At 59.3% G+C, this 25,950-nt stretch carries 27 protein-coding genes and 1 tRNA gene; 15 read left to right on the plus strand and 13 right to left on the minus strand.

Going from position 1 to position 25,950, the window contains the following annotated elements:
- Nucleotides 1-122: 122 nt before the first annotated feature.
- The 6 genes from flgE to N005_RS10035 form a co-directional block, all read right to left on the minus strand.
- A complete protein-coding gene (flgE, locus tag N005_RS10010) occupies nt 123-1,424 on the minus strand; it encodes a flagellar hook protein FlgE (protein WP_047701068.1) in 1,302 nt (433 codons plus the stop codon).
- A gap of 29 nt (nt 1,425-1,453) precedes the next feature.
- Complete coding sequence (gene flgD, locus N005_RS10015) at nt 1,454-2,176, minus strand: flagellar hook assembly protein FlgD (RefSeq protein ID WP_047701069.1); 723 nt, start codon at nt 2,174-2,176, stop codon at nt 1,454-1,456.
- A gap of 15 nt (nt 2,177-2,191) precedes the next feature.
- On the minus strand, nt 2,192-2,635 hold the full coding sequence (flgC, locus tag N005_RS10020; protein WP_047701070.1) for a flagellar basal body rod protein FlgC: 444 nt from the start codon (nt 2,633-2,635) through the stop codon (nt 2,192-2,194).
- 3 nt (nt 2,636-2,638) lie between these two features.
- Entirely contained in the window at nt 2,639-3,046 is a 408-nt protein-coding gene (gene flgB, locus N005_RS10025; RefSeq protein WP_024779770.1) for a flagellar basal body rod protein FlgB, read from the minus strand.
- Nucleotides 3,047-3,405: 359 nt separating this feature from the next.
- The gene (cheR, locus tag N005_RS10030; RefSeq protein ID WP_024779771.1) at nt 3,406-4,233 is read right to left on the minus strand and encodes a protein-glutamate O-methyltransferase CheR; all 828 of its coding nucleotides are present in this window, start codon (nt 4,231-4,233) and stop codon (nt 3,406-3,408) included.
- A gap of 54 nt (nt 4,234-4,287) precedes the next feature.
- Nucleotides 4,288-5,214 (minus strand): chemotaxis protein CheV, encoded by a 927-nt coding sequence (locus N005_RS10035; protein ID WP_047701071.1) that lies wholly within the window; start codon nt 5,212-5,214, stop codon nt 4,288-4,290.
- Between the two features lie 78 nt (nt 5,215-5,292).
- On the opposite strand from N005_RS10035, the gene flgA reads away from it, so the two are divergent.
- From flgA to N005_RS10055, 4 genes are all read left to right on the plus strand, one after another.
- Nucleotides 5,293-6,057, plus strand: coding sequence for a flagellar basal body P-ring formation chaperone FlgA (gene flgA, locus N005_RS10040; RefSeq protein WP_047701072.1), 765 nt, complete (start codon nt 5,293-5,295; stop codon nt 6,055-6,057).
- 172 nt (nt 6,058-6,229) lie between these two features.
- Nucleotides 6,230-6,535 (plus strand): flagellar biosynthesis anti-sigma factor FlgM, encoded by a 306-nt coding sequence (flgM, locus tag N005_RS10045; RefSeq protein ID WP_024779774.1) that lies wholly within the window; start codon nt 6,230-6,232, stop codon nt 6,533-6,535.
- A 46-nt stretch (nt 6,536-6,581) separates the two neighbouring features.
- Entirely contained in the window at nt 6,582-7,049 is a 468-nt protein-coding gene (locus N005_RS10050; protein ID WP_047701073.1) for a flagella synthesis protein FlgN, read from the plus strand.
- A 92-nt stretch (nt 7,050-7,141) separates the two neighbouring features.
- Entirely contained in the window at nt 7,142-7,888 is a 747-nt protein-coding gene (locus tag N005_RS10055) for a flagellar brake protein (protein WP_047701074.1), read from the plus strand.
- 125 nt (nt 7,889-8,013) lie between these two features.
- On the opposite strand, the gene N005_RS10060 is transcribed toward N005_RS10055, so the two are convergent.
- From N005_RS10060 to N005_RS10080, 5 genes are all read right to left on the minus strand, one after another.
- A complete protein-coding gene (locus tag N005_RS10060; RefSeq protein WP_047701075.1) occupies nt 8,014-9,351 on the minus strand; it encodes an MFS transporter in 1,338 nt (445 codons plus the stop codon).
- A 69-nt stretch (nt 9,352-9,420) separates the two neighbouring features.
- Nucleotides 9,421-10,662, minus strand: coding sequence for a glutamine synthetase family protein (locus N005_RS10065; RefSeq protein WP_174245348.1), 1,242 nt, complete (start codon nt 10,660-10,662; stop codon nt 9,421-9,423).
- Between the two features lie 342 nt (nt 10,663-11,004).
- The gene (locus N005_RS10070) at nt 11,005-11,697 is read right to left on the minus strand and encodes a sensor histidine kinase (RefSeq protein WP_047701077.1); all 693 of its coding nucleotides are present in this window, start codon (nt 11,695-11,697) and stop codon (nt 11,005-11,007) included.
- A complete protein-coding gene (locus N005_RS10075; protein WP_047701078.1) occupies nt 11,690-13,297 on the minus strand; it encodes a tetratricopeptide repeat-containing response regulator in 1,608 nt (535 codons plus the stop codon). Before N005_RS10075 ends, N005_RS10070 begins: the two co-directional genes overlap by 8 nt.
- Before the next feature lie 291 nt (nt 13,298-13,588).
- A complete protein-coding gene (locus N005_RS10080; protein WP_047701079.1) occupies nt 13,589-14,515 on the minus strand; it encodes a transcriptional regulator GcvA in 927 nt (308 codons plus the stop codon).
- Between the two features lie 140 nt (nt 14,516-14,655).
- On the opposite strand from N005_RS10080, the gene N005_RS10085 reads away from it, so the two are divergent.
- The 6 genes from N005_RS10085 (at nt 14,656) to N005_RS10110 (ending at nt 20,446) form a co-directional block, all read left to right on the plus strand.
- Nucleotides 14,656-15,951 (plus strand): aminotransferase class I/II-fold pyridoxal phosphate-dependent enzyme, encoded by a 1,296-nt coding sequence (locus N005_RS10085; RefSeq protein WP_081993248.1) that lies wholly within the window; start codon nt 14,656-14,658, stop codon nt 15,949-15,951.
- A gap of 26 nt (nt 15,952-15,977) precedes the next feature.
- A complete protein-coding gene (locus N005_RS10090; RefSeq protein ID WP_047701080.1) occupies nt 15,978-16,850 on the plus strand; it encodes a TauD/TfdA dioxygenase family protein in 873 nt (290 codons plus the stop codon).
- A complete protein-coding gene (locus N005_RS10095) occupies nt 16,847-17,881 on the plus strand; it encodes a hydroxyacid dehydrogenase (RefSeq protein ID WP_081993249.1) in 1,035 nt (344 codons plus the stop codon). The genes N005_RS10090 and N005_RS10095 overlap by 4 nt, the downstream gene beginning before the upstream one ends.
- Before the next feature lie 15 nt (nt 17,882-17,896).
- A complete protein-coding gene (locus tag N005_RS10100; RefSeq protein ID WP_047701081.1) occupies nt 17,897-18,319 on the plus strand; it encodes a DoxX family protein in 423 nt (140 codons plus the stop codon).
- Between the two features lie 65 nt (nt 18,320-18,384).
- On the plus strand, nt 18,385-19,887 hold the full coding sequence (locus tag N005_RS10105; protein WP_052126379.1) for a UbiD family decarboxylase: 1,503 nt from the start codon (nt 18,385-18,387) through the stop codon (nt 19,885-19,887).
- Entirely contained in the window at nt 19,880-20,446 is a 567-nt protein-coding gene (locus tag N005_RS10110) for a UbiX family flavin prenyltransferase (RefSeq protein WP_047701082.1), read from the plus strand. The genes N005_RS10105 and N005_RS10110 overlap by 8 nt, the downstream gene beginning before the upstream one ends.
- Before the next feature lie 170 nt (nt 20,447-20,616).
- On the opposite strand, the gene N005_RS10115 is transcribed toward N005_RS10110, so the two are convergent.
- On the minus strand, nt 20,617-21,963 hold the full coding sequence (locus N005_RS10115; protein ID WP_047701083.1) for an MFS transporter: 1,347 nt from the start codon (nt 21,961-21,963) through the stop codon (nt 20,617-20,619).
- A 127-nt stretch (nt 21,964-22,090) separates the two neighbouring features.
- Here N005_RS10115 and N005_RS10120 point away from each other — a divergent pair, with 127 nt between their 5' ends.
- The 4 genes from N005_RS10120 to N005_RS10135 all read left to right on the plus strand — a co-directional run bounded on the left by N005_RS10120 (nt 22,091) and on the right by N005_RS10135 (nt 24,613).
- Nucleotides 22,091-23,017 carry a LysR family transcriptional regulator gene (locus N005_RS10120; protein ID WP_174245319.1) on the plus strand — a complete coding sequence of 309 codons (927 nt, stop codon included), beginning with the start codon at nt 22,091-22,093 and terminating at the stop codon, nt 23,015-23,017.
- 155 nt (nt 23,018-23,172) lie between these two features.
- Nucleotides 23,173-23,784 (plus strand): glutathione transferase GstA, encoded by a 612-nt coding sequence (gene gstA, locus N005_RS10125; protein ID WP_047701084.1) that lies wholly within the window; start codon nt 23,173-23,175, stop codon nt 23,782-23,784.
- Nucleotides 23,785-23,847: 63 nt separating this feature from the next.
- Nucleotides 23,848-24,219, plus strand: a complete 372-nt coding sequence (locus N005_RS10130) for a Rid family hydrolase (protein ID WP_047701085.1) — start codon at nt 23,848-23,850, stop codon at nt 24,217-24,219.
- On the plus strand, nt 24,209-24,613 hold the full coding sequence (locus N005_RS10135; protein WP_047701086.1) for a nuclear transport factor 2 family protein: 405 nt from the start codon (nt 24,209-24,211) through the stop codon (nt 24,611-24,613). Before N005_RS10130 ends, N005_RS10135 begins: the two co-directional genes overlap by 11 nt.
- A gap of 144 nt (nt 24,614-24,757) precedes the next feature.
- Here the strand turns inward: N005_RS10135 and N005_RS10140 are convergent.
- Nucleotides 24,758-24,834: transfer RNA gene (locus tag N005_RS10140), tRNA-Arg, on the minus strand.
- A 530-nt stretch (nt 24,835-25,364) separates the two neighbouring features.
- Here N005_RS10140 and N005_RS10145 point away from each other — a divergent pair.
- Nucleotides 25,365-25,691, plus strand: coding sequence for an Arc family DNA-binding protein (locus tag N005_RS10145; RefSeq protein ID WP_047701087.1), 327 nt, complete (start codon nt 25,365-25,367; stop codon nt 25,689-25,691).
- Nucleotides 25,692-25,950 lie beyond the last annotated feature (259 nt).

Raw genomic sequence — 25,950 nt, forward strand, 5'->3', positions numbered from 1 at the left:
ATTTCAATGTGGGAGCGAACCTGCTCGCGATGAGGCAAGTCCGGACACCACAAAACACCCGCCCAAAAAGAAGCCCCTCTTGCGAGGGGCTCCTTGTACAACATTCAAGCAACCATCGAGAATCAAGCCATCTGGATGATGGTCTGCATGATCGTGCTCTGGGTAGAGATGGTCTTGGCGTTTGCCTGGTAGTTGCTCTGGGCCTTGATCAGCTCGACCAGTTCGTTGGTCAGGTTAACGTTGGACTCTTCCAGGGCGTTGGAAACGATCGAACCCAAGGTACCGGTGGTTGGCGCATCGTAGGCCGGAATCCCCGAATCGAAGGTTTCCTTCCAGCTGGTGCCACCTACCGGTTGCAGGCCTTGCTCGTTGGTGAAGCTGGCGAGGGCGAGCTGACCGATCGGCTTGGTCTGGTTGTTGCTGAAGTTGGCCAGCAGGACACCGGAGCCATCGATGGTCAGGTTGGTGATCTGACCAGTGGCGTAGCCATTCTGGACCGGGAGCGAACGCGCGGTGTCGGCGTTGAACTGGGTGGTGTTGGTCAGGGACAGGGTGATCGTCGACGAACCGGCGCCGTTGGGGGCCCATACGCCGTTGGTCACGGTACCGGGCACCCAGCCACTCAACACCAGATCATTGCTGATGATCGGCGCCGGCACCGCTGGAGTACTGACCTGAGTCAGCTTGCCACTCGAGTCGAAGGTCATGGTCGACGGCACCGCAAGGGTGGCGGCGGCGGTTGGCGAACTGCCATCCAGGTTACGACCGTCGATCAGGGTGTAGACATTCCAGGTATTGGAACCCGTCTTGACCATGTACTGGTCCATGGAATGCTGGTTGCCCTGAGTGTCGTACACCGGCGTAGTGAACTGCTTGGTGAAGGTCGAAGTATCGGCCGGGTTGAACGCCGCAGTGATCGCCGTCGCCGTCGAGTTCAGGTTGATGGTCGACGAAACCAGGCTGGTTGCTTGCGGCGGCAGGTTGGAAGTGTCGATACGCAGGTCGGTCAGGATCCCGTTCTGGATCTTGCCGTTCGCATCCACGCCATAACCCTGCAGCTTCGAAGTGCCGTCACTGTTGGTGATATAGCCTTCCTTGTCGGTCTTGAACGTACCGGCACGGGTGTAGCTCAGGGAACCGTCGTTGCTCAGGACGAAGAAGCCCTGGCCCTGGATACCCATGTCCAGCACGTTGCCGGTGTTGTTGACGTCGCCCTGGCCGAACTGTTGGGAAACGTTGGACAGGCGCACGCCGTTGCCGACGGTCTTGCTGCCCGAACCCAGCTTGGTAGCCGAGTAGACGTCTTCGAATTCCGCGCGGGACGATTTGAAGCCGGTGGTTGCCACGTTGGCGATGTTGTTACCGGTGACGTCCAGCTGTTTGTTGGCAGCATAGAGACCGCTAAGGCCGATGTTGAAAGACATATTCCACTCCTTTGCCGGGTTAGTCGGCTCTACATACCAATAGTTTGTACTTTGGACAGGGCGATGCTGCCCAGCCCGGCGAGGTTGAGCATCAGCTCTCCCCCTGTCTGGCTGATCGTCACGCTGCTGACGGTTGCCGGCAGGTTGGTGATCAGCGAGGTGGCCTTGCCGTCGATGGTGGTCGAAGCCGCGAAGGTATAAGTACCCGCCTCGACCGTGGTGCCCGCGTCGTTCTTGCCATCCCAGATAAAGGCAGAGTTACCGGCCTTCTGGCTGCCCAAGTCGATGGTGCGAACCGTCTTGCCGTCCTTGTCGACGATCTTGACCGCAACGGACGAGACCGCCGAGGGCACCACCACCGTGCCGTTGAGGCTCTTGGAGGTATCGACCACCGCCTTGTCGCCAGGGGCAATGACTGAACGTCCCACCAGCGACGAGGCCTGCAAGGCCTGGGACGAGTTGTAGTTGCTGGCCAGCCCGCTCACGGTATCGTTGAGGGTGGTGATGCCTTCCAGGCTGCTGAACTGTGCCAACTGGGCAACGAACTCACCATTGTCCTGAGGCGACAGCGGATCCTGGTTTTTCAGCTGGGTGACGAGCAGTTGCAGGAACGCATCCTTGCCCAGCTCCTTTTTACCGGTCGCAGCCCCTGTCATCGAAGACAGGCCGTCGGAGGTGTTATTGGTCTTGACCGAGGAGTTGGCCAGAATCTCGTTGAGGCTCAAACCGCTGGTGGTGTTGGTAACGCTCATGTGACTCGCCCCTTATCACTGACCCAGGGTCAGGACCTTCTGCATCATGGTTTTGGCGGTGTTCATCATTTCGGCGTTGGTCTGGAACGAACGACTGGCGGAAATCATGTCGGCCATTTCTTCGACGACGTTGACGTTCGGGTAATAGACATAGCCCTTGGCGTCGGCAGCCGGATGGTTCGGCTCGTAGCGCGCTTCGAGGTTGCTCTGGTCTTCGACCACGCCCATTACCTGCACGCCCTGCCCGGCCGCGTCCTGCTCCTGGAACAGCGAGCCACTGCCATTCGCCTGGCCGCCCTGGAACATGGTGGCGAACACCGGGTGACGGGCGCGGTAGGTCTGGTCGATGCTCGACGAAACGGTCTCGGCGTTGGCGATGTTACTGGCGACAGTGTTCAGGCGAGTGGTCTGGGCACTCATGGCACTGCCGGCGATGTTGAATACGCTCGCAATCGACATGGCTTATTCTCCGCGCAGGGCCGAGATCAGCCCTTTGAATTTGCTGTTGAGCAGGGTGAAGCTGGCCTGGAAGTTCACGGAGTTCTCCGCGTAGTTGGACTGTTCCAGTTGAGCGTCCACGGTGTTCTGGTCGATCGAAGGTTGCATCGGCGTGCGATACATCAGCGACTCGTCACCATTGCCCAGGCCTTCGGCCTCGATATGACGGCTGTTGGTCATGTTCAGGGCGAAAGAACCGTTCTTGGTCTTCTCGTTCTGCTCGGCGAGCACTTTGGAGAAGTCCAGGTCCCGGGCCTTATAGTTCGGGGTGTCGGCGTTGGCGATATTGTTGGCCAGGACTTCGGCACGCTGGGCGCGGAAGCTCAGGGCCTGTTCGTGGATACCGAGCGCTTTATCGAAGCTGATGCTCATGTCGGAAACCTTTGGGTGACCAGAATGTACGTGCGATGGATATAGCAAGCGTCGTGCCACTTTCAAAAACCCCGTAAACCGGGGCTTTGCGGGCATCGGCAAGGCGGCAATGCCAGAAAAGCGGCAACCGTTTTCCGCCGGCTGCCGCTTTTCTGCCGCTCTCAAGGTCAATGAAGGGCAATTGTGGGAGCGAGCCCTGCTCGCGATAGCGGTGTGACAGTCAATATGGATAGCGCCTGTTGGACCGCTATCGCGAGCAGGCTCGCTCCCACAGGGGGGTAGTGAAGATTGGCTGGAGAATCGGCATAAAAAAACGGGAGCCTTCCAGAGACTCCCGTTTTTTTGACGACCCGGACGCATCACTTCGCCTGGTAGATGATCCCCGGGCTGCACTGGATCATCTGGTAATGATCCGGCAAACCGTTCAGCGCTTCGGACGCACCGAGGAACAGGTAGCCGCCCGGCTTCAGGGTGCCGTGGATACGCAGCAGGATGTCCTTCTTCACTTCGGCGGAGAAGTAGATCAGTACATTGCGGCAGAACACGATGTCGAATTTGCCCAGGCTGGCATAGCTGTCCAGCAGGTTGAACGAGCGGAATTCCACCCGGCTCTTGATCGGCGCCTTGACCACCCAGCGCCCCGGCCCTTTCGGATCGAAGTAGCGTTGCAGGCGATCAGGCGACAGGCCGCGGCCGATGGCCAGGCTGTCGTACTCACCCGTCTTGCAGTTGTTGAGCATGGTCCCGGACAGGTCCGTGGCAACGATCTGCACGCCCCCCTTCAGCTGGCCGATATTGGTCCGCTCGAACTCGTCGATGGACATCGACAGCGAATAGGGTTCCTGGCCCGACGAACAAGCGGCCGACCAGATCCGCAGGCGCTGGCCCGGGCTGGCCTTGATGGCCGCCGGCAGCACTTTGTTCTTCAATACTTCGAACGGATAGGTATCGCGAAACCACAGGGTTTCATTGGTGGTCATGGCATCCACCACCATTTCGCGCAAACCGCTGCGCGGCTGGGTCTGGATACGCTGCACCAGCTCGCCCAACGATTTGAGGCCCTGTTGCTCCATCAATTTGTTGAGACGGCTCGACACCAGATATTGCTTGTTTTCACCAAGCAATATGCCACAGGCTTTTTCCAGGAAGACCCGGAACTGTTCGAAATCCAAATTACCCGTAGACAAGTTACCGCCTCTTTCCATTGTATTGATTTGCCGGGCGCGCAATGCGCCCGACCTTTATTCAGCAGCCTTGATCCGCTCGACCACCCGGGAAGCCAGGTCATCGGGGCGGAACTTGGCGAGAAAATCATCGGCACCGACCTTCTTGACCATCGCCTGGTTGAAGACGCCTGACAGGGAGGTGTGCAAGATGATGTGCAGCTTCTGCATACGCGGATCGCTGCGGACTTCCGACGTCAGGGTATACCCGTCCATCTCCGGCATCTCGATGTCGGAGATCATCATCAGGAACTCCTCTTCCGGTTTCTTGCCCTCGTCGACCAGGTTACGCAGGTAGTCCAGCGCCTGCCGTCCATCGTTCAGCGCAACCACTTCGACACCGATCGTCTGCAGACAACGGGTCACCTGCTTACGTGCCACCGACGAATCGTCCACCGTCAGCACCCGCAGCGAAATCGCCTTGTGCTGGGTTTCGGCGTCCACCACACCCTGGGAGATGGTTTCCGTGGTCGGCGCCACTTCGGCGAGGATCTTCTCCACGTCGATGATTTCCACCAACTGGCCGTCGACTCGGGTCACCGCCGTCAGGTAGTGATCGCGGCCGGTGCCCTTGGGCGGTGGATGGATCTCTTCCCAGTTCATATTGACGATGCGTTCCACCGAGCGCACCAGGAAACCCTGGGTCTTGGTGTTGTACTCGGTGATGATCACAAACGGATTGCTCTGATCCAGCAGCCGACCGGAACCGGTGGCCATCGCCAGATCGAGAATCGGAATGGTCGCTCCCCGGATGTTCGCCACACCGCACACGACGGGACTGGATTTGGGCATCAAGGTCAGCTTGGGGCATTGCAGCACCTCGCGCACCTTGAATACGTTGATCCCATATAACTGCTGGCCATCGAGACGGAACAACAACAGCTCCAGGCGATTCTGACCGACCAGCTGCGTGCGCTGGTTTACCGAATCCATCACTCCCGCCATGCCCTGACTCCTACCTAACGCTAATGTGTCCGACGCGCATTCATCACTAAACGGCACGGGGCTTGCTATTCAACCGGCATGAACGCACAAACGACATTTTCTCGACGCCTGACCACTCATTGCCGCCTCTGGCTCGGTGTGCTGCTGGCTGCCTGCCTGTTCGCCTCGGGGGGACGCGCCCTTGCCGATGCTCCGGTTACCTTGCCTGATCTCCTTATCGGCGTCACTCAGGGCTTTCTTGAATTCACCGTAGAAGACTATCTGGCTTCCAGTCAAACCGAAGGTCGCTACGAAATCGAAGTCAACCAGATCGACCCGCGCTTGCGCATGCCAATGTGCGACAAGGAATTGACTGCCTCCCTGGAAAGCCCTGCCAGGCCCCTGGGACGGGTCACGGTAAAGGTCCGTTGCGACAGCGCGGCGCCCTGGACGGTGTTCGTGCCGGCCCAGGTACGCCTGTTTCGAGAAATCGTTACCACCACCCGCCCTTTGAAACGGGCCGGAATCGTCGAACCCCAGGACGTGACGCTGCGTGAACGGGATGTCAGCCAGATCAACCAGGGGTTCCTGACCTCCGTCGATCAGGCCATCGGACAGAAACTTGTCCGACCAATGGTAGCCGACCAGATCGTGACCCTCTTGCACCTGGAACAGGCCGAAGTCGTCCGCAAAGGTGACCAGGTGGTGATCACGGCCCGCAGCGGCACCCTGGCCGTGCGGATGCCCGGCGAAGCCCTGTCCAATGGCGGCATGAACGAACAGATTCGAGTGAAGAACCTCAATTCCCAACGCGTCATCAAGGCGCAAGTGATGGCCCCAGGCCAGGTGGAAGTGGCTATGTAGCGATCCGGTAGAGACGGGTAGAAAGCTGGCGCTTGACCCTGCTGTTCCCTAGACTGTGCCTTACGCAAGGCAAGCGCAGACGTGCGCACGCTCATTGAATAAATGGGCCTAAAGTTTTTTTGGGGATGGCCGAAAACATGGCAAGCGTCCAAATACCCAGAGGTTTTTTACCATGGTCATCGATTTCAATCGTTTAAACAGCTCTTCACCATTGACAGGCACTACGCGCACCAGCGCCAGCAAGGAAACCGAAAAATCCTCGCCGGCCGAGCAAGCCACCACTGTCAAGAACGGGGAGTCGGTACACCTCAGTGATGAGGCTCAGCAGTTGCAGAAGGTCACTGACAAGCTGCGCGATCAACCTGTCGTCGACAACGCCCGCGTGGCCGAGTTGAAAGCAGCCATCGCCGATGGCAGCTATAAAGTCGACAGCAACCGTGTAGCCAGCAAACTGCTCAACTTCGAAGCCCAGCGCTAGGCCGCCGCCTGCGCAGGCTTTTGGACGCTAAGACCCAAGGCCAGCCATGCACGACACTCATTTATTGCAACTGATCATCGACGACTTTGTTCCAGCGCAACAATTGCTGGAGCTGCTGCAGACCGAATCCCTGGCGCTGCACGGTCGCGACATGCCCTTGCTGGAAAATATCCTGGCACAGAAACAGGCATTGATCATTCTGCTCGATCAGCATGGCCGCAAACGCAGCGAGATTCTCGCCAGCCTCAACCTGCCCGCCAACAACGATGGCCTCGAGCAACTGGCCAGCCAATCGACGATCGGCGATCAGTTGTTGTCCCAAAGCGCTGTGCTCAACGATCTGCTTGCCCAGTGCCAGGCGGCCAACGCCCGCAACGGCCAGTCGATCCAACTCCAGCAAGCCGCTACCGCCAACCAGTTGCGCATCCTCAATGGCGGTGAAATCCCGACGCTTTACGATGCTCGCGGTTCGACCGCCAAGATGGTCAAGCACCGCCCGCTCAGCCAGGCATGAAACGAACCATGCCTGCGCTCTATCAACCCGCGATAGATGCTGGCAAAATGCTGGCTATTCGTAGTCGTATTTTGCTTGGAGATTGACCCACCGTGTTCAATGCCTCAAACGCGGATGATGCTCCGCAACCGCCAAAGGTCCTTACCACGCCTCTGGAAATCTCCGGCAACTTGCGGATGCTGCAGGATAGCCACGATCCATTGATCATCACCTTCCACGAACGCACCCAGCGCTTCCAGAGCTACCTGGTCGACGTCGATCGCGAGAAGAACACCATCGCCCTGGATGAAATGATCCCTCGCGACGGGGAGCGTTTCCTGCTCGCGGGCGAGCCGTTCCGGGTCGAGGGTTTCCATGATGGCGTGCGCATCGCGTGGGAAGGCAAGGGTCCGCTGACAATCAATGAGTCCCACGATGGCCGCTGCTACCGTGGCGCCTTGCCCGACGAAGTGGTCTATCACCAACGTCGCAATGCCTTCCGCGCCGCCCTGAAGCTGGCGCAACTGGTGAATATCGAACTGGATGGCGACAAGCTCAAATCAGCTGTGAACGGCAAGCTGCTGGATATCTCCGCCACCGGCTGCAAGCTGCGCTTCGATGGCGACATCACCGAACGCCTGCAATTGGGTCAGGTTTACGAACGTTTCACCGCCGCCCTGCCCTTTGGCAACATGACGGCACCGGTCGAACTGCGCTACCTGCATTTCGAAGAACGCATCAACACCACCTTCGCCGGCGTGCGCTTCCACAATATCAGTGGCCTGGTGCAGCGTCAGGTCGAGCGTTTCGTCTATCAGTTGCAGCGCGAAGCGCGGCGCTTCGATAAAGACGATATCTGATCTTCAGTCCCGGATATTTCTGCGCCCGGACTGACCTCATCGCGAGCAGGCTCGCTCCCACAGGGACTTGCGGTGTTACCGTCCCATGTGGGAGCGAGCCTGCTCGCGATTGACGGCACCACGGCCTATCTGGCTTGAGGCTCCTCAGCGTCAGCCCCTTCGGTGACCGGTTCTGCAACCGGCTCGACCTCCGGATTCGGGGTCACCTGCATCTGCTCTTGCACCACCTGCTCATCGACCCTCGGGTCGAGACACGCCACCAGCGGCGAACTGGACATGCTGTCGGGCATCGCCACGTGATGCAACGGTGCGTCATCGACCTGATGCAGGTTGGTCACCGCTTTCGGCCGTATGCGCCACACCAGTACCAATGCAAAGAAGGTGAAGAAGGCGTACAGCATGTGGCTGCCGAACGACTTCATCAGCACCCCGGCCACCAGCGGGCCAATACTCGCACCCACGCCGTAGGTCACCAGCAGCATCGCTGTCAGCGACACCCGGCGATCCGCTTCGACGTGGTCGTTGGAAAACGCCACCGCCAGCGGGTACAAGCAGAATTGCATCAGCGAACAGAAGAACCCCGCGACGAACAGTACCTCCAACGGCACCGTCGACAGGATCGCCAATGGCGACGCGAAGACTGCCAGGCACAATGCAAAGCAACGGATCAGTAGCGCCCGGTCGTAACGGTCGGACAGCCAGCCCAACGGCCACTGCACCAGTAGACCGGCAAAGATGCAGCTGCCCATGAACAGGCCCACCTGTTCGGTCGACAGCCCTTGCTGAGAGGCATACAGCGGCGCCAGGCCATAGAACGAGCCGACGATCAGCCCGGAGCCCAACACTGTGCTCAACGACTGCGGCACGCGCTTGATGAAGAACCGCGGCTCCATGGGTGCCGGACGCAACGGCGCAGGGTGGATCCGTCGGGTCAACGCCACCGGCACCAGGCACAGGGCAAAACACAACGCCACCAGCATCAGCAGCTCCAGCCCCAGGGCCGGGTGGATCACCAGGATCAGTTGACCCAGCACCATCCCCAGGTACGAGGCGATCATGTAGCCGCTGAACACCACCCCACGCTGCTTGGCATCGGCCTGTTCGTTGAGCCAGCTCTCGATGACCATGTACTGGCACATCATGCCGAGGCCGACGATCACCCGCAGTACCACCCAAGCCGGCAACCAGCTCACCAGGCCGTGGCCCAGCACGGCCGCACCGACGATCCCGGCACAAGCCGAATAGGCACGAATATGCCCGACGCGGGCAATCAGCCGATGGCCGATCTTGCCGCCCAGTACCAGGCCGAAATAGTTGGCGGCCATCAGCGCACCGACCCACAGGCTGTCCACATGCTCGGCAGCCAGGCGCAAGGCCAGGTAGGTACTCAAAAGCCCCGAACCGATAAGCATCATCAGCGAGGCGAAATAAAGCGCTCGAAAAGGTTTCCAGACTTGGCGCATCGGCGTTCCGAGCGGCTCCTTGAGATAAGTAGGGGCTGCCTGTGAAGACAGCCCGAATGCGACGTTTCGTTAGGCCTGGGCTGCCAGCACACGCCGCTCCCAGGGCGTGATTTCATCAAAGTAGCTGGTCAGTTCCAGGGTTTTCGTCGCGATGTAGCCTTCGATGAACTCTGTACCGAACAGTTCCTTCGCCAGAAGGCTACGTTTCAGACGCTCCAGGGCAGCGTGCAGGGTACATGGTAACGACAGATTATCCGGCACCTGGAATTCGCCCTGTATCGCAGCGCTCGGCTCCAGGCCATTTTCAATGCCATGAAGGCCAGCCGCCAGGCTGGCGGCAATCGCCAGGTAGGGATTGGCATCCGCCCCGGGCAAGCGATTCTCGACCCGCCGGGCCACTGGCGAACTGGCCGGAATCCGTAACCCGGCCGAGCGATTGTCGTGGGACCAGCAGGCATTGTTCGGCGAGGCGAACGGATGACACAGGCGCTGGTAGGAATTGACGTTCGGCGCGAACAGCGCCGTGAAGTCCGCCATGCCCGCCTGCTGCCCACCGATGAAGTGCCGGAACGCTGCCGTCGGCTCGCCGGCCTCGTCGCTGAACACATTACGACCGCTGTCCAGCTCGACGACACTCTGGTGAATGTGCATCGAGCTGCCCGGCGTATGGGCCAGCGGCTTGGCCATGCATACCACGGTCAGGCCGTGCTTGAGAGCGACTTCCTTGAGCAGGTGCTTGAACAGGAAGGTCTGGTCGGCCAGCAGCAGCGCATCGCCATGCAGCAGATTGATCTCGAACTGGCTCACGCCCATTTCATGCATGAAGGTATCGCGCGGCAGCCCCAGGGTCGCCATGCATTCGTAGACATCGTTGAAGAATGGGCGCAGGCCATTGTTGGAACTGACACTGAACGCCGAGTGGCCGTCTTCACGACGCCCATCCAGGCCCATCGGCGGCTGGAATGGCTGGGTCGGATCCGGGTTGGGGGCAAAAACGAAGAATTCCAGCTCGGTTGCCACCACCGGCGCCAGGCCCCGAGCAGCGTACCGGGCGATCACAGCCTTGAGCTGGCCACGCGTCGAGAGCCGGGAGCTTTCACCCGTCAGTTCGTCGGCATCGCAGATGGCCAGGGCGCGGGGGTGCGAGCTCCAGGGCAGGCGGTGGATCTGCTTCGGGTCGACCACCAACGCCAGGTCGCCATCGTCACTGCCATAGAAACGCGATGGCGGATAACCGCCCATGATGCATTGCAGCAGCACGCCCCGGGCCATCTGCAACCGCCGCCCCTCCAGGAAACCCGCGGCGGTCATCACCTTGCCCCGCGGTACGCCATTGAGGTCCGGCGTGACACATTCAATCTCATCAATGCCCGTCAGTCGCTGTGCGATTGAACATTGGCCATCGGTCGTCATGACGCATTCCTTGTTATGTGCGAGCCGCGAACGGCAACCCGTACAAAATAGGCTTCAGCTGTTCGGAATATCAAGCACTCGGGGACAATAAACATCGAGCCTGGGCACACCCCTGTGGGAGCGAGCCTGCTCGCGATGGCGGCGGGTCAGCTCATACCGGATTGACTGATACGCCGCTATCGCGAGCAGGCTCGCTCCCACAAGGATCAAGGCTGCCAGGGCCACCTGCGTGGAACAGGCTCAGGGCAGATAAATCCTGAACACGCCGCCCCCCAGCACACCGCCGTTGGCAATTTCGGTCCGCCCGCACACGCCGCCGCGCTGGTGCAGCCCGGCGATCCGCGCGGCGAAGTACAGGCCCAGCCCGGTGCTGCCGCTGCTGTGGTTGATACCCTGAACATAGTCGGCCTGACGCTCGATCATTTCGGGTGGGTAGCCTGGGCCGTCATCGTTGATGGTGAGCACCAACTGCCCGGCTTCATCGCTCGCACTGATCAACAGCGTCTGGCGGGCGTGGCGAATGGCGTTGTTGATGCAGTTGTCGAGCACCGAAGCGATCAGCTCACGGTCGAAAAAGCCCAGTGGGCTCAACGGGTCGACTTCATACGTGACCATGATCCCACGACTGCGGAACACCTCCTGGTGGCCGGCCAACTGCGCCTCGATGAAATCGTCCAGCTCGTGGTAGGCCGGGTGCAGCGGCAACTGGTTGACGCCGAGCTTGTACAGCCCCAGCAGTTGCACCATCAAGCCGTTGAGGTGGGCGAATTCGAACTCCATCACGCCCTGCTCGGAGGTCTGCTGCGCCTCTTCAGGCAAGCGCTCGAGCCACTGCGCATGAGCCTGCATGAGCAAGGTCAGGGAGTTCTTCATGTCGTGCACGGTCGACGCGATCACCGTGGAAAAATCGAGTGCCTGTTCGCTGTCATTCATCGCCAAATGCCTTGCTTCGCAGTTTCTGATAGCGCGCAAAACGCGCATCGGTGTCGGGCATCATGCCCACCAGTTTCAGGCAGGCGCGACATTCCTCCAGCAGCTCCGACTCCACACTGGTATCGGTGCCATGCAGCAGGGATTGCGCCATGTTCAGGGCAATACTGATGTTCTTCGGTTGCATCTTCAGCGCCCGGCGGAACAACTCCCGTGCCTCGGGCAATGCGCCGGTCTTGTAGACCCGCACGCCTTCGCGGTTCAGCTCGGCGGCGGCATTGCCTTGATTTAGGATGTTCGGGTCGTCGGTGAGCTTGGCAATGCCTTGCATTACCGCCGGGTCATCCCCGTAGATTTCCGCGCAGTTCTTGAGCATCGACTCGCCGGCGCTGGTCTGGCCGAGCATTTGCAATTGCTTGGCCACCAACAGCGCGGCCTCGGCACTCATGAATTGCTCCATGCCATCGAGGCGCTGCAAGGCCTGCTCGGTGAGTTTTTCCGCGGTCTCGGCATCGTTCAACAACAGGCTCGTGGCTTTCATCAGTCGCGCCCGGACCTGCAGTCCCGGGTCGTTGAGGTTTTCCTTCGCCACCGCACTGAGGGTCGTGTTGATCTCCAGCCGGGTCCGGGTGTCGAGGCCCTTTTCGCTGCCCTTGCTGATCAGTGCATGGGCCAGGCCGAGGTTGCTTTCCGGATCTTTGAAACGCGACTGCGCACCCTGCCCGACCGCCTGGCGGTAGGCCCTGGAGGCAGTGTCGTAGTCTTCGTTGGTCATCGCCAACTTGCCCAGCAACGATTGCCGGCGCACCGCCAGCGGCGACAGGCGAACCGCTTCCTCCAGCACTTCCTGCGCCTGTTTCGTGTCGCCTTCGGCCACCAGGACATCGGCCATGCCGTCATACAAGGCAGGCATCATCGGAAAGGCCTTGAGGGCCTTTTCATAGACAGCCTTGGCCTGCGCCACCTGACCGCGCTTGAACATCAATTTGCCCAGGCCCGCATAGGCCCAAGGCAACGGACGATCGGCCAGGATGGTGTTGTACAGGCGCTCCAGGGCTTCGTTCTGGTTCAGGTCCCGCAGCGCATCGGCCCGATAACGCAGGCACAACGGCCCGTAGCGCGGATCCTGCTTGCACAGGGCGATGCAGGCATTGAGCACTTCCAGCGGCTTGCCACGATCCAGCGCCTGGAGAATCGGCTTGAGCAGGGTCTTGCGCTGTTCCAGCCGCTCCAACCGCTGGGCCAGGCCGGAGCGGTTGAAAGGCTTGGTCAGGTACGCATCGGGCTCATGCTCCAGGGCACTGAGGACCATGGCCTGGCTGGTCTCGGCAGTCACCATGAGGAACACGCTTTCATGGCTGATGAGCTTCTCGATCATCAGGTCTTCCAGCACCTGCTGACCGTTCTTGCGGCCGTCGCCCAAGTGATAGTCCTGCAGGATGAAGTCATAGCGCTTCTGCGAACACATGCGCAGCGCCACTTCGCCGGTATCGGCGGTGTCCACGTCCTTGACGCCCAACTCACGCAACATGGAGCGGATCGAGCTGCGGAAATCCGAGAAATCATCGACGATCAGAAAACTTTTTTGGTGGTACGCCAGCATCGAGGATGTCCAGGCAAGTAAAAAGGTGCACCCAATGGCAAACAGCGAACATGCGGTCCTGCAACCCTTGGGCGCGCAGATGATAGCCACAAGCCATTATCGAGCAAGAGATTTCCGAACCTCTTGTCCTGGCTGTGCCGTGGCGCACATTGCGAACCGTTCCGGCACACACGGGTGCGGGAGAAAACCGGGCTCATCAGGCTATCGGCTGACATTGGCTTTCCGTTAAGCGGATCGCACGCAAGAGATCAGAAGGTTGTTGCCCAGACGCAGGTGTCCGGGACAGGCAGCTCATCTGAAGATGTCAGGAGCCGAGGTCGATTCAGCGCTCTGCACCAGATCGATCAACCAGGTTCGGAATGCCACGACTTTTTTCGAATTGGCAATTTCCAGGGGCGTCACCAGATAGAAGCCCAGATCGGACTTCAACTTGAGGTTGAACGGCGCTACCAGTCTTCCAGCTTTCAGATCGTCATCGACGTAGGTAGAGCGACCGATACACACCCCTAGTCCGTCGATGGCAGCCTGCACCGCCATCATTGCCAGATCGAACGTCAACCGCGTGCCTTCGGCGAGCTTCTTCGGTTGCCCGGCCGCGCTCAGCCACATGTTCCAGTCGTTACTGGTCATGCCACTGACCTGCAACAACGTGTGATTGACCAGATCGACCGGGCTTTTCAAGGCTTTGGATCCCGTCAGCAGCTTGGGACTGCATACAGGAAATATCTCATCGGACATGAGCCAGTCCGCCCGCAAGCCCTTCCAGTCGCCAAAACCGTAGCGGATCGCGGCGTCGATGCCACCCTTGCGGAAGTCGACCAGCTCGGTTGATGCAGTGACCCGCACGTCAATATTGGGAAATGCGTCCTGGAAGGACGCCAGGCGTGGCAGCAGCCACTTGGATGCCAGGGAAACCAGCGTGCTGATGGTCAATGCGCTGTTGTTGGTCGACTCGAGCAACATTTCCGTGGAATAGCGCAACTCATGAAATGCCGAGCGAATACCTGGCAAATAAGCATGGCCTTCCGTAGTCAATGCCAGACCGTCCTTGAGCCGCAGGAACAGACGAACGCCCAGCTCATCTTCAAGTCGGCGGATCTGATGGCTGATGGCCGTCTGCGTGACATTGAGCTCTTCGGCGGCCTTGGTAAAACTCATATGGCGGGCAGCAGATTCAAACGCTTTCAATCCATTGAGAGAGGGAATTCTGGCGACCATAAGGCTGCGTAATGCTCATGAGATTTTGTCATAAGGTAGCATCGAAGAAGTCCTTTGCAAAATGTTTCAGTGGTCGCAGATCCTAGCGCCGTTCTCAAGCCACACCGGTTTGAAAACAACCACTCAAAGGATGAGATCGCATGAAAAGTACCGTTGAACTCAACAACAGCCCGGACGGAAAAGCCCCACAACTCAAAGCTCGCAATGCATCGAGAATGGCCGAAATCAGCCGTCCGCATTTCGACGCAGCATATGAAAAGGGTTTGATGGGGGTTTCCTGCCGAGTGCTCGACAACCGCCGCGTAGAAATTGCCACCACCGGCAAGGAAGTTATCGACTACACCCGCTGCGGTTACCTCAACCTGGACGCCCATCCCAAAGTGCTCGCCGCCGCCAAGGCCTCGATGGATGAAATCCAGTCAACGCACTTCTCGGTAGCCCGTACACGTCTTTCCGCCGAGCCGCTGGTGCGACTGGAACAGACCCTGGCCAAGCTGTTCGATGTAAACGGCGTGGTGGTATTCCCGACTGTGGCCGCCGCCAACATGGGCGCCCTGCCACTGTTGGCAGCGGGCCTGTTCACCAATGGCGAGAAACCGCTGATCGCTTTCGACCGTTTCGCCCATGTGACCCTGCAATACCACATCCCGGTTCTGCGCGAAGAAACCGATGTGATCGTCATCGAGCACAATGACCTCGAACACTTGGAGCGCCTGTGCCAGGGCGGCCGCAAGGTTGCCTACGTAGGCGACGGCGCCTATTCGATGGGGGGCGCGGCACCGGTTCGCGAGCTGCGTGCCCTGCAGGACAAGTACGGTCTGTTCGTGTATCTGGACGACGCCCATGGCATTTCAGTGGTCGGCCAGCACGGTGAAGGCTTCGTCCGTTCGCAACTGGACGGTCTGGACGAAAACACCATCGTCGCCGCGTCCCTGGGTAAAGGCTATGGCGCTGCGGGCGGTCTGTTGATGCTTGGCACCCGGCACATCGAAAACGCTATCCGTCGCTATGCACCTACCTACGGCTTCTCCTGCGCGCCAAACATGGCCGCCGTAGGCGCTGCGCTGGCATCGGCACAAATCCATGCCTCGCCGGAACTGCACAAACTGCAACGCTCACTGCGCAACAACATGAAGCTGTTTGACAACCTGATTCCGACCGAAACCAGCGGCAGCGAATTGCCGATCCGAATCGTACGCATCGGTAATGAAGAAGAAGCCATCGCCAAGGGTGAGTACCTGTTGCAACAAGGTCACTACACCTCTGTCGTGTTCTTCCCGACCGTACCGCGGGGCCAGGCAGCATTGCGCATGTCGATCACCTCGGCGCATAACCCGGCCGACATCCTCGATCTGAGCCTGATGCTCAAAAGCAGCGATTCGAATCGGGATATCGCTCCTGCCGCGGATCAACTCCAGCCTGCTCTGGCCGTTTGACTCACGTCGTACAGGAGACGCTCAACATGAAGCGAACGGATCTGGCGCAGACCTTCGTCACGGCGGTGACGGAGTTCGATATCAACACGGCTTCCCTGGAGGAGATTCGTACCATTCAGGAACTGGTATACGAACGCAAAGTGGTGGCGCTGAAAAACCAGACACTGACCCGCGAGGGCTATCAACAGTTCGCAGCGTGCTTCGGGGAACTCGAACAGTTCAAGCTCAAGAATTACCACGACCCGGCGTATCCGAACATTCTGGTGATCAACAACCGCAATGGCGGTGGCGCGGTGGGTGCGCGCAAGCTCGGTAACATGTGGCACAGCGACTCCAGCTACCTGGCCGAGCCACTGCCGCTGACCATGTTGCATGCGCAACAGATTCCCGAGGCAGGTGGCGATACGTTGTTCGTGGACATGCAGTCGGTCTACGACGATCTGCCAAAGGATCTGTACGAGCGAGTCAAAAATCGTCAGGCGGTCCATGACGTGCGCTGGACCTACAAAGTCAAGGAAGACGATCTAGGGGAATCGATCCAGGAAATCTTCACTCGCCTGGAGCAGACATTCCCGGCCAGCACTCACCCAACGGTTGCCATACATCCGCGCACACAAGGTGAAAGCCTGTACGTCAACCCGGGCTACACCACACGCATCAGCGGTTATTCGCAAGAGCAAAGCCGGGCGTTGCTGGATGAACTGTTTGCGTTCGCCCTGACGCCGGAACGGATTTTCAACTACCAATGGGAACCCAACGACCTGTTGATCTGGGATAACCGCTCGGTGCTGCACTGCGCTACCGAGCTGCCGCGGGATGCCCAACGGGTCATGTTCCGCATCGGAGTCAATGACGGCGAGTTCTTTGCCCGGGACGCGTTTCAGGAGAATGTCGCATGAGCAAGAAGCGCGTACTGATCGCCCATATCCTGGGTGCCGAAGGCAAACAAATGCTGCGCGAGCGTGGCGACATCGAAGTGGTGGAGTTCCCTAACACAATAGAACAGGATCAGTTCCGGGCCCTGCTCGAAAGTTTCGATGCAGTGCACGCTGTGATTCTCGGCCTGACCCGGTTCGGTCCCGACGAGTTGCAACGCGCCCCGGGATTGCAGGTGGTGTCGCGCATCGGCGTCGGATTCGACGCAGTCGATATCCCGGCGATGACCGAGGCCGCGATTCCGGTGATGGTCTGCGCCAACGCCAACCACCGAGCAGTGGCGGAACATACGCTGGGCTTCATGCTGTCCCTGGCGAAACGCACCGAGGCGCTAACACGGCTGGTACGCAACGGCGATTGGCATCAGCGCTACGACTACCTGCCTGGCGAACTGGAAGGCCGCGAAGCGTTGCTCGTTGGTTGCGGTCGGATCGGCGCCCGTGTTGCCACGCTTCTCATGGCGCTGGGGATGCGAGTCAAGGTGTACGACCCGTACCTCGATCCACGGCAGTTGCCTCACGGAGTGGAACCGGTTGCCGTGCTGGAAAACGGCCTGGCGAGTGCCGATTACGTCAGTCTGCACTGCCCGAAGACCGTCGAGACAATCGGCTTGCTATCCGCCGAACGCATAGCCCTGATGAAACCCCAGGCGTACGTGATCAATACCGCGCGGGGCGGCATCGTCGACGAGCAGGCGCTCTATCAGGCACTGGTCGAAAAACGCATCGCCGGCGCCGCGCTGGACGTGTTCCTGCCAGAACCGCCGCCACACGGCAGTGGCCTGCCCAGCCTCGACAACGTGATCTGTTCGCCGCACCTGGCCGGGGTCTCCCGCGAGGCAGTCAGCCGCATGGCAAAACTGGCCGCCGGGAACGTACTCGATATTTTCGACGCTGAGCCAAACCACGAAAACGCGGTGAACCCACAGGTGTTCGACCGAGCGTTCCACATGGCCGAAGCCGTCTGCGCCGACGCCATCCCTTACCCAATCTGACTTGTGAGCAATGGAATGTACTTACGCTATCAGCTGTTCGACGACCAACGCGACGCGATGATTCTCATCGCACGGATCATGATTCTGATCCTGTATGGCTACTTCGGCTTCACCTACGTCACCGACCACGGCAGCTTCGTGACCTACCTGAAATCGGTGGATGCGCCGATTCCCGAGTTCACCGCGATCGTTGCCACCATTGTTGAGTTCTTCGGCGGACTGGCCTTGCTGTTCGGCTTCTGGACCCGTCCCATTGCCGCGATCTTCGTGCTGTACACCATCGGCACCGGAATCATCGGCCATGCGTTCTGGAACACCACCAATCCGGTCGATCATCACACGCTGTTCGTGCACTTTTTCAAGAACGTGAGCATTGCCGGCGGTTTCCTTTTCCTCTGCCTGTTGGGGCCTGGAAAGTACTCGATCGACAAACGTTGATCTTCTGGCGGCGGACGCAGAAATGCGTCCGCCGTTTTTCTATTCAGTCCCTGCGGATACCCAAGATGAACGAATTGATTGAACCGGTCGCCGACCTTCGAGATTGGCTGGCACGGGCCGAGAAGATCGGTGAACTGCAGACGGTCTCGCAAGCCGTCGACCCGATTGAAGAAATGAGCGCCATTACCTATCTGGTGGCCCGCCAAGCCGCCTCACCCGCGGTGCTCTTCGACCAGCCGGACTCGCCGCTGGAACTGCGACATTTGTGGAACATCTTCGGCCCAAGCGTGGCGCGCACCGCGATCACCCTCGAAGAGGCACCGGATACACCGACCATGGAGCTGATCCGGCGTACCAAAGACAAGCTCAAACACAGCATCGCCCCGCTTGAGATCTCGGCGCAAGCCGCGCCGATCTACCAGAACACCCTCACCGGTAATGACATCGATCTCACCCGCCTGCCGATCCCCAAACACTGGCCAAGGGACGGCGGCGCTTATGCCGGTACGGCGGATGCCGTGTTCACTCGCGATCTGGAATCCGGCTACCTGAACGTCGGCACCTATCGAATGATGATTCAGGGGCCCCGCGAGGTCGGCCTATCGTTGGCACCGGGCAAGGATGCCCTGCGCCACATCCACCAGGCTTGGGCCAGGGGCGAGGCTCTGCCCGTCGCGGCAGCCTGGGGCATCGATCCATTGATGATGGTGGTGGGGTCGCAATCATTGCCGCCAGGCGTCAGCGAGTACGATTTTGCCGGCGGTATCAAAGGCAAGCCCGTTGAAGTGGTGCGCGCGAAAAACTCCGACCTGCTGATTCCCGCTGCTGCGGAGATTGTCATCGAAGGGCTCATTCGCCCGGGCTCGACCCGTGAAGAAGGACCTTTTGGCGAGTTTACCGGCTACTACGGCTACAAGGACATCGATTGCCCGTTGATCGAAGTCACCGCCCTGCATTACCGCACCCGACCGATCCTGACCAACGCGCTGATGGCCGATTTTCCCTCGAACGAGCAAAGCGCGTTTTTCTCCACCATCCGCTCTGCCAAGATCTGGAACGACCTCGACAAGCTCGGCATCCAGGGCATCAAGGGCGTGTACTGCCCGCCCGCTGCCGCCGGGGCCTTCGGCATGATCGTTATCAGTCTCGAACAGAAATACGCCGGGCATGCCGCCCAAGCCCTGGCCCTCGCCAGCCAGGTGCCCGGAGGCGCCTATATCAGCAAATGGATCATCGCGGTGGATGAGGATGTCGATCCCACCGACCTGAACCAAGTGCTGTGGGCCATGGCGACGCGCGCCACGCCCAGCGATGACATCGACATTCTGCGCAACACCCGCGGCTCGCCGCTGGATCCGGCGCAGAATCCGCCAGAGAAACGTTTCTTCGGCTCCAAGGCCTTGATCAACGCCTGCAAGGATTACCGCAACATCCGCAACTTCCCGACCCGAACCCTGTTGCGTCAATCGGTCTATGAAAGCGTGCGCGAACGTTGGAGCGATCTGGGCCTGCCAGGCGAAGCGCCGCCGGTCAGCGCATTCGACAACGCGGTGGACGCTCATGAATAGCCATGAACGACGCATCGTGGTCGGCATCAGCGGTGCCAGCGGGGTGATTTACGGCGTGCGCACCCTGATGCTGCTGCGCGACCTGGGCATCGCCACCCACTTGATCATGACCAAGTCGGCCCAAGTCACTCTGGCCCATGAACTCGACTTGAAAGTGGCTGATGTCAAAGCCCTTGCCAGTGTCGTGCACGACCCGGCGGATATCGGCGCATCGATCTCCAGCGGGTCGTTCAAGACCTTGGGCATGGTAGTGACCCCCTGCTCGATCAAGAGTCTCTCGGAGATTTCCAGCGGAATCACCGGCAGCCTACTCAGCCGCGCCGCCGATGTGACGCTCAAGGAACGCCGGCCATTGATTCTGATGGTGCGCGAAACACCGTTGCATCTGGGACACCTGCGCAGCATGACCCAGGTCTGTGAGATGGGCGGCATCGTGATGCCGCCAGTACCTGCGTTTTATGCCCGGCCGCGATCGATCGAAGAAATGGTCGACCATACGGTTGGCCGAATGCTCGATCTGCTGGGACTGGACACCGGGACGGTACGTCGCTGGGGTTGAGCGTCACCGTAGGCAACATCCTCGACAAGCGCGCTTCGGCGCCTTGCCGAATCGCTCTTTCACAATCTGGACCCACCTGACAACAACGTTGCGTCGCCTGCCTGTCCGTAGGGCAGGCCACACGACCCTTCACCCATTGAAACACTCACCGGCCAGCTTCGACGCGCCGGTCAGCATTCACTCACTACATCGACTGCGTCGGTGTACAGCCGCAGCACGGTCAGCAAAGCGGCAGCAAGAAACGACAGGGCAATGATCGACAAGGCAGCGGTGGCGCGCCCCGGTCCTTCGAGCGAAGCACCGAGCAAGGCAATACCGACCACCCCGCCACATTGACGCGCGGCATTGAGTACCCCGGATCCGACGCCGACCTTGCCGCTCGGCACACTCGCCAGGCAAGCTCCAACGATGACCGGCAAGGTCGCACCACCCAGACCGATCAAGAGCCCGCCGAATACCAGGCTGATGCGATCCATTCCGTACAGCACCAGCAATGCCGCGCCAAGCGCGCCACAAAGCATGCCGGCGGCACCGACCGAACGGGCACCGAAGGCATTGGACAAACGTCCCGAGAGACTCGCCATCACACCGGTCGCAATCGTCATTGGAATCATTGCGAGACCGATCTCCACTGGCGTCCGTCCCTGTCCCTGCAGGGCGAATGGCAACACGAACAGACTGCCGTAGTACGCCAGGGTTTGCAGGAACCCGGCACCGATGGCGGCAGAAAAGGTTCTGGACTCGAACAGACTCAGCGGCAGCATCGGCTCATGCTGCGTCTGCTGCGAATAAATGAACGCCGTGCCCGAAACCAGCGCCACCAGCAACATCATGATGACCCAAGCATTGCTCCAGCCCCAAACCGGCCCTTCAATCAGGGCGAAGATCAACGACAACAGCGCCAGCGTCGAAAACAGCTGCCCCGCCCAGTCAATCGAGCGCGGCTGGATGGCAAGGCGACTGTTACGGGCCGCGCAACAGCCCAAGGCGATCAGACAGAACGGTACGTTCAGATAAAAAATCGAGCGCCAATCGACCATCTCCACCAGCATGCCGCCCAATAACGGTCCGCTCACCAGTGCGAGTGCCGAGATCCCACCCCACAAAGCCACAGCCTTGGCCCGCGCCTTGGGGTCGGGATACGCCTCGACCAGCAAAGCCATGGAGCTGGGCAGCATCAGCGCCGCACCGATACCTTGAATGGCCCGCGCGGTAATCAGCTCGACAACGCCCTGGGCCAAGCCGCAAGCCACCGAAGCACTGATAAAGACCCATAGGGCAAACAGAAACACTTTTCTGGCCCCCAGCCGATCACTCAATGCGCCGGCGGACAACAACAGGCTGGCAAACACCAGGGTGTAGGCACCGGCGATCCATTGCAGCCGATCCATGCCCGCCGCCAGATCATGCCCGATGCTCGGCAGCGCTACGTTCAGCGCAGTGACATCCAGCGCGACCATGAACGAACTCAAGGCCACACTCACCAGAACTGGAACCGCCGAGACGGGGCCGGCCATCAGATCCTTTGATAGGGTTTTGCCCACTTTCCAACACCTCACTGTGTAATCAGGGGCGATCCTGAGGCAGTGCAGGCACTTCGTAAAATTAAATCTCTACTCGCCAAACATAAGAGGAACTACTGAAATGATGAACCTGATGCATTGGCGCCTGCTGGTCGCCGTGGCCGACGCCGAAAATGTTTCCCGTGCCGCCGAGCGTTATGGCATTACCCAGTCAGGCGCCAGCCAAGCCCTGACGCAGATGGAGGAAGCGCTGGGGGTGAAAGTGTTCGTGCGCGACCGCCGCCAGACTACCGCGACTGCCATCGGGCAACAGATCATCGATCGCGCACGTCGTATGCTCAGCGAATTCGAATCGATCCAAAACCTGGTGGATGCATCACGCGGCTGCCATTTGGGCCGAATCAAACTTGCCAGTTTTCCTTCCGTATTCGCCAACCTGCTGCCACCGCTGTTGCAGAGTTTCAGCCGCCTGCACCCAGGCATCGAAATTGTCTCGCTCGAGGGCACTGACGAGGAAGTCGAGCAATGGCTGGCCAACAACAGCATCGACCTGGGCGTCGTGATGAATCCCTGCCCGTCCCGTGGCGCGCTGTTGCTGGGCCGTGACTCCTGGGTAGCAGCAGTTCCCGCAAATCATGACTTGGCCCGCAGATCCTCTGCCAGCACCGTCGCGCTCAAGGACTTGGTGAACGAGCCCTTCATCCTTGCGACCGGCGGCTGCCATCTCAATGGCCAATCGCTGGTCGAGCGCGAAGGACTCATGCTCAAGGATATAAAAATCACCGTGCGCGACTGGACGACAGCGTTTGCGTTGATCAGTGAAGGAATGGGCATCTCGATCGTACCGGCCTCGACACTGCCGGTTGATCGTCGGGGCATGCGGGTCTTCGAATTGAGCAAACCGATCTATCGCGAGTTCGGCCTGGTCTGCTCATCGGCCGGCGAACGCATGCCTTCTGCCCAAGCGTTTCTCAATGAAATCCGCAAATCGACCCTTGGCAGCGACATCCCGATGACGGTTCGCAGTACTGAAGCGAAAGTAGCCTGAACCTACATAAGGGCACCTAATGATGGGCGCATAAGATCGTAATTTTACCGATCGATGACATGACACCAATATGTCTGGAACGAGGTTCACAGCCGTTTCAGGCCTGAAATGGCAACACGCTCGGACACACGCTACCCGCTTACAAGGAGATACCCATGAAACTGTACTTTGCCCCCATGACCTGCTCACTGTCGCCACACATCGTGCTGCGTGAACTGGGCTTGTCTTTCGAATTGATCCGAGTCAACAACAAGACCAAAGCCACCGCCGACGGTCATGACTTCCGCGACATCAACCCAAAGGGTTACGTGGCCGCACTGGTGCTGAATAACGGCCAGGTGCTGACCGAAGGTCCGGCCATCGTTCAATACCTGGCGGATCAGGTTCCGGGCAATTCCCTGGCGCCGGCCAATGGCACCTGGGAACGTACCCGCCTGCAGGAACTGCTGAACTTCATCACTTCGGAAATCCACGGTGGCAGCGCGCCGCTGTTCAATGCCGATATTCCTGAACCCACCAAAGAAATTTTCCGGCAGAAGCTGTTCAAGCGTCTGGATTACCTGAACAAGGGCCTGGTGAACAAAGACTATCTGCTGGGCGACTTCGGCCTGGCCGATGCCTACCTGTTCACCGTGCTCAAGTGGCTTCCATTCTTCAACATCGATATCAAGAACTGGCCGGAACTGGCGTCATTCATGAATCGCATCGAAGCACGTCCAAGCGTGCGGGCCGCCATTGCCGCGGAAGAGGCAACGCAACCGGTTTAATCATGGACGGCGGAGGCCGGTCGACGCTGGCTTCTGCCTCACTTCAGCCTGGAAGAAGACCCTATGCAAACGATTGAACGCGTCCCGAGCGGCCACGCAGGGCGCAGCCGTTCCTGCGCCTACGCCAACACCGTTTATACCGTGGCAACCTCTGCGGACACCTCACTGGACATCGCTGGCCAGACCCATCACGCCCTCGCCGCGTTGAAAGCCAGTCTCGAAGGCCTGGGCTCCGACGTTTCTCGCATGCTGTCGGCACAAGTGTTGCTGGCGGACATGGGCACCAAAGCCATAGTCGATGAAATCTGGGCCCGCTGGATCGGCGACAACCCGCAGCATTGGCCCCAGCGCGCCTGCTATGGCGTCGATCTGGGCGGCAAATTGCTGATCGAAATCATCGTCACGGCGGCGCGAGGAGCGGCTGATGACGCATAACGATCAGATCGACCTGATAATCCGAACCTGCGAAGCACAGCGCACCGCGGCCATGCTTGGCGGTCACCTGGATATCTTCAGCTACCTGTTCCACCCGGACCTGGTCTACATCCATGCCAGCGGTGTGGTAGACGATCTCAAGAGCTATCTTGAGAAATGCCGCTCTCGAGAGTTCATCTATCACACCCTCAACCATCAAATCGATAAAGTGACCCGAGTGGGTGAACTGGCGATCGCGTTTGGTGAGATGGACACCGTCGTTACCTCCTCAGGCGTACGAAAACACCTCCATAACCGAACGCTTACGGCGTGGCAAAAAACCGATGAGCAATGGCAACTGCTGGTCTATCAGGCAACGCCGCTCCAGCCAGCCGTGGTGCTCGAAACAACGTGAGCGACTCAGTGCACGTCTTCGTTCAGTCGCATAACGCAAAAAGCCCTGCATGCATATCCGGCGTGCAGGGCTGTTTCTTTGGGGGGCGAATTGGAAGTGTACCGATACCGACGAACGGTTCGAGAGGTTACGCCAACCTTTATATGGTGTCCCAGGGCAGGTTCGAACTGCCAACCTTCCCCTTAGGAGGGGGATGCTCTATCCAATTGAGCTACTGAGACACAGGTCGACCACGAGAAACGCGGTGCGATGGACGGCGTGCATGTTAACGGCCAGCCTGGCGTTTGTCATGTCGTCCGTAGGCTTTTTAAGTGTAGGCAGATGCTGCAGCCCATGGCCCCTCAGCCCGTTGACACGGATAAACGGGACGCCGCTCATCCGCCCCCATCTGCCACCGCTAGTAAATCGGCAAATTGCCACTATCCTATACAGTACAAGGACAGCAGCGGTCTTTGCTGCCGTTTCGGTTATCCGCCGGACGGTATGGCACATAGACACGATGCGATGGTCATAGCATGCGGACCTGCTGATTTTTCAAACCAGTCCGCATTTTTTGATGAAGGGTAATGGCAGAACGCCTTTACGCGGATCAATATTTGTCACAGAATTGGCGCCAATGATCTGGCAATTTTGAGGCATGATGCGGGCCTCTTAACAATTCAGGTTGAACATTTGGCTACGGTGCTTGTCCTATCGACATCCTGCGGCCAATCCCGAGAACCGCTCCCCTGAACTAACCGGTTAAATAAATATGCGCCCAATGACAAAGGCAATTTATTCCAGCCGTACGGCTGACAAGTTCGTCGTACGTCTGCCAGACGGAATGCGGGAACGCATTGCCGAGGTGGCTCGCAATCATCATCGCAGCATGAACTCTGAAATCATCGCGCGCCTCGAGCAAAGCCTTATCCAGGAAGGCGCGTTGGGTGAAGAACTGAGCATGCGCCTGGACAGCCCGGAGCTGTCATTGCATGAACGCGAACTGCTTCAACGCTTCCGACAACTCTCCCACCGCCAGCAGAACGCCCTCGTTTCGCTGATTGCCCACGATGCAGAGATGGCCGCAGACGCGTCCTGATCACACAGCAACACCCAAAGCCAGCCTTGCGCTGGCTTTTTTTTGCCTGGGATTTGGGCTCGACTTGTATTTTCGAGCCCCAAAAAACCGTCAGACAGGCGTAATGCCGTTGTGGCGAGGGGATTTATCCCCGCTGGGCTGCGCAGTAGCCCCAAAGTAGTCGACTCGCTCTGCCTGATGCACCGAGTAGTCTGATTTTAGGTCTGCTGCGCACCCCAGCGGGATAAATCCCCTCGCCACAATGAGCTGGGCAAGCCTT

The sequence above is a fragment of the Pseudomonas mediterranea CFBP 5447 genome, assembly GCF_000774145.1.
In the GTDB taxonomy this organism is placed as follows: Bacteria; Pseudomonadota; Gammaproteobacteria; order Pseudomonadales; family Pseudomonadaceae; genus Aquipseudomonas; species Aquipseudomonas mediterranea.